Origin of the sequence: Paenibacillus sp. S150, from assembly GCF_019352175.1 — a bacterium.
Taxonomy (GTDB): Bacteria; Bacillota; Bacilli; order Paenibacillales; family Paenibacillaceae; genus Paenibacillus_AQ.
Map to the genome: position 1 here is coordinate 52,588 of NZ_JACBYI010000047.1, position 6,733 is coordinate 59,320.

At 55.5% G+C, this 6,733-nt stretch carries 8 protein-coding genes; all 8 read right to left on the reverse strand.

The genetic code is table 11. The features are described 5' to 3' along the window. Positions 1–64: 64 nt before the first annotated feature. The gene (locus HYD27_RS27520; RefSeq protein ID WP_219220646.1) at positions 65–1,360 is read right to left on the reverse strand and encodes a stalk domain-containing protein; all 1,296 of its coding nucleotides are present in this window, start codon (positions 1,358–1,360) and stop codon (positions 65–67) included. 104 nt (positions 1,361–1,464) lie between these two features. Then, positions 1,465–1,728 (reverse strand): hypothetical protein, encoded by a 264-nt coding sequence (locus tag HYD27_RS27525; RefSeq protein ID WP_219220648.1) that lies wholly within the window; start codon positions 1,726–1,728, stop codon positions 1,465–1,467. 16 nt (positions 1,729–1,744) lie between these two features. Further along, positions 1,745–2,629: an inositol monophosphatase family protein gene (locus HYD27_RS27530; protein ID WP_219220651.1), complete on the reverse strand. Its 885-nt coding sequence runs from the start codon at positions 2,627–2,629 to the stop codon at positions 1,745–1,747. Between the two features lie 218 nt (positions 2,630–2,847). After that, the gene (gene uvsE / locus HYD27_RS27535; protein ID WP_219220653.1) at positions 2,848–3,855 is read right to left on the reverse strand and encodes a UV DNA damage repair endonuclease UvsE; all 1,008 of its coding nucleotides are present in this window, start codon (positions 3,853–3,855) and stop codon (positions 2,848–2,850) included. After that, positions 3,852–4,169 (reverse strand): hypothetical protein, encoded by a 318-nt coding sequence (locus tag HYD27_RS27540; protein WP_219220656.1) that lies wholly within the window; start codon positions 4,167–4,169, stop codon positions 3,852–3,854. The genes uvsE and HYD27_RS27540 overlap by 4 nt, the downstream gene beginning before the upstream one ends. 48 nt (positions 4,170–4,217) lie before the next feature. After that, a complete protein-coding gene (locus HYD27_RS27545) occupies positions 4,218–5,309 on the reverse strand; it encodes a D-alanine--D-alanine ligase (RefSeq protein WP_219220661.1) in 1,092 nt (363 codons plus the stop codon). Between the two features lie 19 nt (positions 5,310–5,328). After that, entirely contained in the window at positions 5,329–6,357 is a 1,029-nt protein-coding gene (locus tag HYD27_RS27550; RefSeq protein ID WP_219220664.1) for an amidase domain-containing protein, read from the reverse strand. Between the two features lie 37 nt (positions 6,358–6,394). After that, positions 6,395–6,733: hypothetical protein (locus HYD27_RS27555; protein ID WP_219220667.1), on the reverse strand; the 339-nt coding region annotated here is incomplete at its 5' end.

The following is a 6,733-nucleotide window of genomic DNA, read 5'->3' on the forward strand; positions in this document are numbered from 1 at the left end:
AACAACATTCATCCACCTTTATGCCATACGGGCTGAATTTAATTATATCTTAGCTTATGCGCGTCTATGGATTTATGAAAGCCGTCCGCAGCTTGCTGCTGTAATTCACCTCGAAGCCAAGGCCGGTGGCCAGCGCGGCAAGCGGCAGGTAGGTTTTATCCTCCTTGCCGACCTTTTGCAAAAACGCCGGGTTATCAATAGCCACTGCCGTTCCGTCCACCATGATTGTCTTGGAGCCAATCGTAATGACAACTGTTCTGCCGCCGTATACAATCGTAGCACTCTGGGTTTTATTGTCCCATTTCCCGGTGGCGCCTACAGCATTCAGAATATCCTTCAGCGCCAGGAAATTCTGGCCGTTCTTCAGAATCGGCTTATTCGGCGTGTTAAGCTCCACTCCCTTCACTACAATTGACATGGGTGCGGATGCGGCTGTCCAAGCCGATACGGATGGAGTGCGGTATTCTCCCCAATACGTTTCCGCAAACACCCGGGCGATGGTTTCATATCCGAGCTGGGTCGGATGGTAATCCGCTGCCCCTGCGCCGATGATATGAGTCAGCGATCCCTCCACACCCGCGAACTTCTCCGCCACATGGGCTACCTTGACCGGAGCCCCCGGCTGATTCAGGCCCGCTGCCACACCCTCCGCCGTTGCGGTGAACTGCTGCGCAGCGCTCATCAGCTTGACATATGAACTGCTGACGGCAATCTTGGGAGCGGGCTGATACTGGTCGGCCAGCAGAATGGTTGCCTGCGGATTCACCGCCCTAATATTCTCCAGTGCTGTCTTAACATTGCTGCTGTAGCTTGCCAAGAGCTGATCCAGCTCGGCCTTGAAGGCATCCTCCGTCAGATCCTTGGCTGTAAGCAGCAGGCTGCTGACGTCATTTCCGCCGATTGTCAGCGTGATCAAGTCTGCTTCGCCAAGCTCCGTCTTGATCTGCGGAGTAAGCGCGGCCAACTGGTTAATCCGCGGATCGGGAAGTCCGGCCTGAATTCCATCGGCAGCTATAACTGCCCCGTCCTTAATCGCTGCCGTATAATTCAGCAACCCTGCTGTAGTAAGGCCCAGAATTCCATAGTTGCCAAGAGCGCTCCTGCCGTGATACCACCCTTGCTCCAGCAGCCGCTCCGCATATCCGTAGGGCTTCACATTCGGATCGGTCATTCCCGGCTCATAGCCGACGGTAATGGAATCCCCAATCGCTACGATGCGGAATACATCCGGCTCCGGGACTTGCGTTGTTGCGGCGGCTTCCGCTGTATTAACCGGGCCGGCACCTCCGCTGATTAATAAGGTGAACAGCAGCAGGCTGCTTGTTCCGGCTGCGAACATTTTCTTCCATGCGCTCTGCATCGTATCCCTCCCAAATTGGTATAATTCCATTCTATCATCCAGCCCGCCTATGCAAAAGAGCGGCTTCCCGAGAATTCGGAGGCCGCTCCTGATAATGAAACGAATTATTGCTTAAGGTCATCGGTTTCTTCCGTATTACGACTTTTCTCCGCCCGCTTCAGATATTTATCATATCGGTCATCAAGCTCATGGCCAATTTTGCGGTAACGCAGCGTTTCTTCCACAATCGGATCCAGCGTGGTCTGAATACGAATTTCGTACTTGGGCGAAATTTGGCGGATTTCCTTGGCGGTCCGGTCAATGTCTTCCATCTCGCCGTCCTCCAGCAGCTCGCTCAGCTTGCGCTCCAGATCATCTTTATCGCTCATGCTCTTCGCTGCCTCCTTACTTCTTAAATCCCGTTGCTTCAGCTTCGCCCAGCGAAGCCAACAGAAAATCATGGATTTGTCCGTTGCTTGCCACCAAATGACGGGTTCCGATGTCATAGGGATTGCCCAGGGTGTCCGTCACCTTGCCGCCGGATTCCAGCACCAGCAGCACCCCTGCCGCGCAATCCCACGGGCTCAGGCCAACCTCCCAATAACCGTCCACACGGCCTGCAGCCACATATGCCAAATGCAGGGCGGCAGAGCCGCCGGCACGGACACCGCGGATTTGCGGCAGAATCTTCTGCAGCCCGGCCATGTTCGCCGGTTGGGCAAAGGTACGGTCGGGCGGAAAGCCCATCGCCAGCAGACTGCTTCCGGGGTCCGCTTCAGCAGAAACGGAAGTAGGGATTCCGTGCATATAAGCGCCTTTACCCTTCTCGGCGACGAACATCTCATCACGGATAGGGTCATAGATAACACCAACTGTCAGTTCACCCTTGACTACCAGGGCTATGGAAACACAATAAAAAGGGAAGCCGTGTACAAAATTGGTAGTCCCGTCAATCGGATCAACAATCCATAAATACTCATGCTTCCGTCCTTCTTCCAGGGCAGCGGTCAAAGCATCCGCTCCAGGCAGAACGCTTTCTTCCCCCAGAATGGCATGATCGGGATAGTGGGTCAGGATCAGCCGGCGGATCATCTGTTCCACACCCTTGTCAACCTCTGTAACCAGGTCCTGGGCCGATGTCTTGCTGCCCAATTCCTTCACATGTCCTTGTCTGTTCTTGATCCATTCCCCAGCTTTGGCCGCAGCATTAATGGCCGCCGCTGTATGCCCCTTACTGGTAACAACGTAAGGCTCACGGTCCTTCCGGTTATCAGGATTTGTAGGATTCATATCTTCACTCCGCTTTCTTGGTCATGATCGTTCCCATATGTAAAGACAAGGTGCGCTCTTTCGGCTTATGCGACATCCGTTCAATCAGCCAGACCAGGTGCTGCCCGGAGCGCCGGCCTTGTTTTTGCTAAAGTTTCATTCAACGTACCCTATTTCGATCTACTTATCAAGTCATGCCTTTGCCCATTTCCGGCCTCTATCGCCCGGTTATTCGGGGTTTATGGTTCAATATTGACGCTGGCTCCGTCTAATACCGTTATTCCATTCCCGGCTTCCGCGAGCTCCTTCAGCGCTTCCATCAGGCCAAACAGCGCCCCGTCCTTCGCCTTGGCTTCGATCATCGCGTCCACGGCCGGCGTATCCGCAGCAATTCGCTTAAGAAAAGCCAGCAGCGGCGCGGGCTCCACTCCTTCAGCATGACTGCGCGGATCAGACGGGCTGCGCGGGCTGGAGACATGAATCTTCGGAGGCAGAGTTTCACCTGGCAGGACATCCTTCAGCGCCAGCGGTGTCTGCCAGGTCTTCCGGATCTCCGGCCATAGCTCCCAGGGAAGTTCACCTTCATTATTCACCCACTGGTGATGGATATCCAGCACCATCGGCAGCCCCAGTCTCCGGCTGACCTCAAGGGTCTCCGGCGCGGTGAAGGTCTTGTCATCATTCTCCAGCGTCATCCGCTCCTGCAGCTCCAGCGGCAATGCGGCAAAATGCTCCAGAAATCGCACAGCCGCCACAGGCTTGTCCCCGTAAGCTCCGCCGATATGAATGTTGTTCTTGGCGGTTGCCGGCAGGCCCATGGCCTTCAGCATATCCGCATGATGCTGCAAATCGCGGATTGAGCTGGCCAGCACTTCAGGCCGGGGGGTGCTCAGTACTGTAAAGTGGTCGGGATGAAAGGAAACCCGCAGCCCATGCCTCATGACATAGCTGCCCACTTCGGCAAAATCCGCGGCCAATGCGGCAAAGGGTCTCCAGTCCTGCAGATCAGGATGCGTCGCCAGCGGAATCAGCTTGGAGGTCATGCGGTATACCTTGATCTCAGAGCCGACATTATGCTTAAGAAGACGCAGCGTGTTGTGAAGATTGCCACGGGCGATAGCTTCCAGCCGCCGAAGTCCGGCTTCACGGTCATTCAGCTTATTGAAGCTTGCCATGGTCATGGTCTTGGAGGGTGAACAGTCCTGGATAACCGTAGACATGGCTACATAGCCAAAGCGGACAATCATCTCTCTTCCCCAAAAAACATTTCATAGGCCAGCGCCGTCTGCACCCGTGATTCTTCCTCGTTCAGCTTGCGCACCAGATCCATCTCAACGGCTGTAACCTCATTGCCCTGAAAATTGATTTCCGCAATGGACGCAGAAATTTTGACAATGGCTACGGCCACATTCTCCGGTGTGTAGGCGATGACCTTCTGGCCGGTCGGATACACACGGAAGCCCTGCTTGACCATTTTGGTGCGGCCGTATTCCAGCAGTTCGTACAGCTCCTGTTCGTTCTTGAACTTGCAGACGGAATTGAATTCGGATTGAAATCCCATGGTTTCCCTCTCCTTCCCGGCCGGAATGATCCCGCCGCTTGCAAAATATTATTCGCTGTCGTACTTCAAATTCTGCTTGAAGCGGTAACGCTCCAGCGCCAGCTCAATCATCCGGTCCAGCAGTGCCTGATAGGAGACCCCCGTCTCGCGCCACAGGAGCGGATACATGCTGAACGGCGTGAAGCCCGGCATCGTGTTCACTTCATTAATGAGGATCTTGCCGTCGGATTTGCGCAGGAAGAAGTCAGCCCGGGTAATGCCGCTGCCCTCAATCGCCCGGAAGGCTTGAATGGCCGACTCGCGCAGACGGTCAGCAACCTCAGGGTCCACAGGTGCCGGAATCAGCATCTGCGATTTGCCGTCGGTGTATTTTGCCGCGTAATCATAATATTCTCCGGAAGAGACGATTTCACCCGGAACCGAAGCCTCGGGCTCCTCATTGCCAAGCACGCTGACCTCGACCTCGCGCGCATCGACAAATTCCTCAATAATAACTTTGGTATCATACCGGAATGCAAGCTCCACTGCCTTGATCAGGCTCTCCTTGTCAACCGCTTTGGAAATACCCACACTGGAGCCCAGATTGGCCGGCTTGACGAATACCGGATAACCCAGCTTATCCTCCAGGCCGAAGATCAACTCGTGGCTTTGGCGTTTCCAGGCGCTGATATTGAAATAGCAGTATTCGCATTGATCCAGCCCGGCTTCCCCGAACAGCTTCTTCATCACTACCTTATCCATCCCAGCCGATGAAGCCAGCACGCCCGCGCCGATATAAGGGATATTAGCCATTTCGAACAGGCCCTGAATCGTTCCGTCTTCTCCGTTGGTGCCATGCAGCAGCGGGAACATCACATCTATCAGCTGATCCCCGCCGGCCAGTCCGCTGAATACCGCGTTCAGCGCCGTGCCCATATCTCCGGCTTCTCCGCCCAGCTTCAGCTGGTCAATGGTGCCGAAAGGGGCATCCAGCACCGCTCCGACCTTCCAGATTCCCTGCTTCGAAATATAAAAAGGAATAATCTCATATTTAGCGTAGTCAAAAGCGTTCATAACCGCAAATGCCGTCTGCAGCGATACCTCGTGCTCTCCGGATTTGCCGCCGTACACCAGTCCTACGGTTAATTTTACGTCCCCCATACCCTAACCTCTTTCTGATTTATAAGTAGTCGTTAATATGAAAAAAACGGTAAGCCGTTCTGTCGGTCCATGCATAGGAATCACGGTAATCCCAGAAACGGTGCCTGCTGCTGACCGTTCGCGCATTCACGAGCGGCAGGCCCGCCGCGTCAAAAGCGGTCACGATCGTGCTGTGCTGATAATGGCCGTTGCCGTCCCAATCATATTGGATAATGTCCCCGAGCATCAGTTGATCCGCCCGTTCCACCGCCTCGGCACGAAGTCCGCTGCTCCGTCCTGCGCTCAGATAGCGCTGCAGACTGTCCGACACTGACCAGCTGAAGCTCCACCATTCCTGTGCGCCATTGTAGCCTTTGTACCACCAGCCCGTTTCTCTTTTACCAGTATAGTTGATAGGCGCTCCCCCTGCAAAGAGACATTGGGAGACATAATTGGTGCAGTCCACATCAAAGACCTCGAACTCCGGATTGCCGTCCTTCCACCACCTGTCGGCATAGGCTGCCGCCTCTTCCCGGCGGTACCGCACCTCCTTGCTCCCTGTCATGCCGCGCAGAATATTCCGGTTAAGCAGCGGCTGCGAAGGCTGCGGAAGCGGAAGCACCTCGCCCCATTTGGACAGCCGCAGCGCCGGTTCCGCCCCCACCACCTTGCGCACCGAATTCCGCTCCGGCACACTGCGTTCCACAGTGGCAATTTCCCAGGCATCGCCCTCTCGCACAAAAGTCAGACGCTCTGATTCAATGACATCCTCACGGTGGGTGATACCGCCCTTCTCATAGTACAGCGCACTGTGCAGCGCCACATCCGCTACCACCTCGGACGGGTTCTGCCGCACGGTCCGCAGCGTGCGGACACCGGTCTCCGACCGCAGCGGCGTAATTCCCCGCCCCTGGTACCAATGCGCCAGACGCCGGGAGCGCTCGCCGTGCTCCATCAGGAACCGCGGGTCCCTGACCGTACTGCGCTGCTGCTCGATCCCCGGCGCCACCCGCCCCTTATTCACTTGATCCGCATATACGTAGAGACTTTTTTTCCACTGCTGCTCCATCCCATTACCCGCCCTTCATCCCTGTTTGGCTGCTGTTCTATGTATATGAGGGAACCCTCGCAGCTATACAGCTAGAAATATGAAGAAACACTTTGGAGCACGGCGTGACAACGGCATTTCTGCCGTTATTCACGCCTAGCCCCGCCTGCGGGGCCCCATTAACGGCATTTCTGCCGTTATTTCCGCCTAGCTCCGCCTGCGGGACTCCATTAACGGCATTTCTGCCGTTATTCACGCCTAGCCCCGCCTGCGGGGCCCCATTAACGGCATTTCTGCCGTTATTTCCGCCTAGCTCCGCCTGCGGGACTCCATTAACGGCATTTCTGCCGTTATTTCCGCCTAGCTCCGACCGCGGGGCCCCATTAACGGCATTTCT

Coding starts and splice junctions, on each gene's coding strand:
- uvsE (WP_219220653.1), bottom strand. CDS start 3,855: ATGATTGTCCGCTTTGGCTATGTAGCCATGTCTACGGTTATCCAGGAC.
- HYD27_RS27545 (WP_219220661.1), bottom strand. CDS start 5,309: ATGGGGGACGTAAAATTAACCGTAGGACTGGTGTACGGCGGCAAATCC.
- HYD27_RS27540 (WP_219220656.1), bottom strand. CDS start 4,169: ATGGGATTTCAATCCGAATTCAATTCCGTCTGCAAGTTCAAGAACGAA.
- HYD27_RS27550 (WP_219220664.1), bottom strand. CDS start 6,357: ATGGAGCAGCAGTGGAAAAAAAGTCTCTACGTATATGCGGATCAAGTG.
- HYD27_RS27530 (WP_219220651.1), bottom strand. CDS start 2,629: ATGAATCCTACAAATCCTGATAACCGGAAGGACCGTGAGCCTTACGTT.
- HYD27_RS27525 (WP_219220648.1), bottom strand. CDS start 1,728: ATGAGCGATAAAGATGATCTGGAGCGCAAGCTGAGCGAGCTGCTGGAG.
- HYD27_RS27520 (WP_219220646.1), bottom strand. CDS start 1,360: ATGCAGAGCGCATGGAAGAAAATGTTCGCAGCCGGAACAAGCAGCCTG.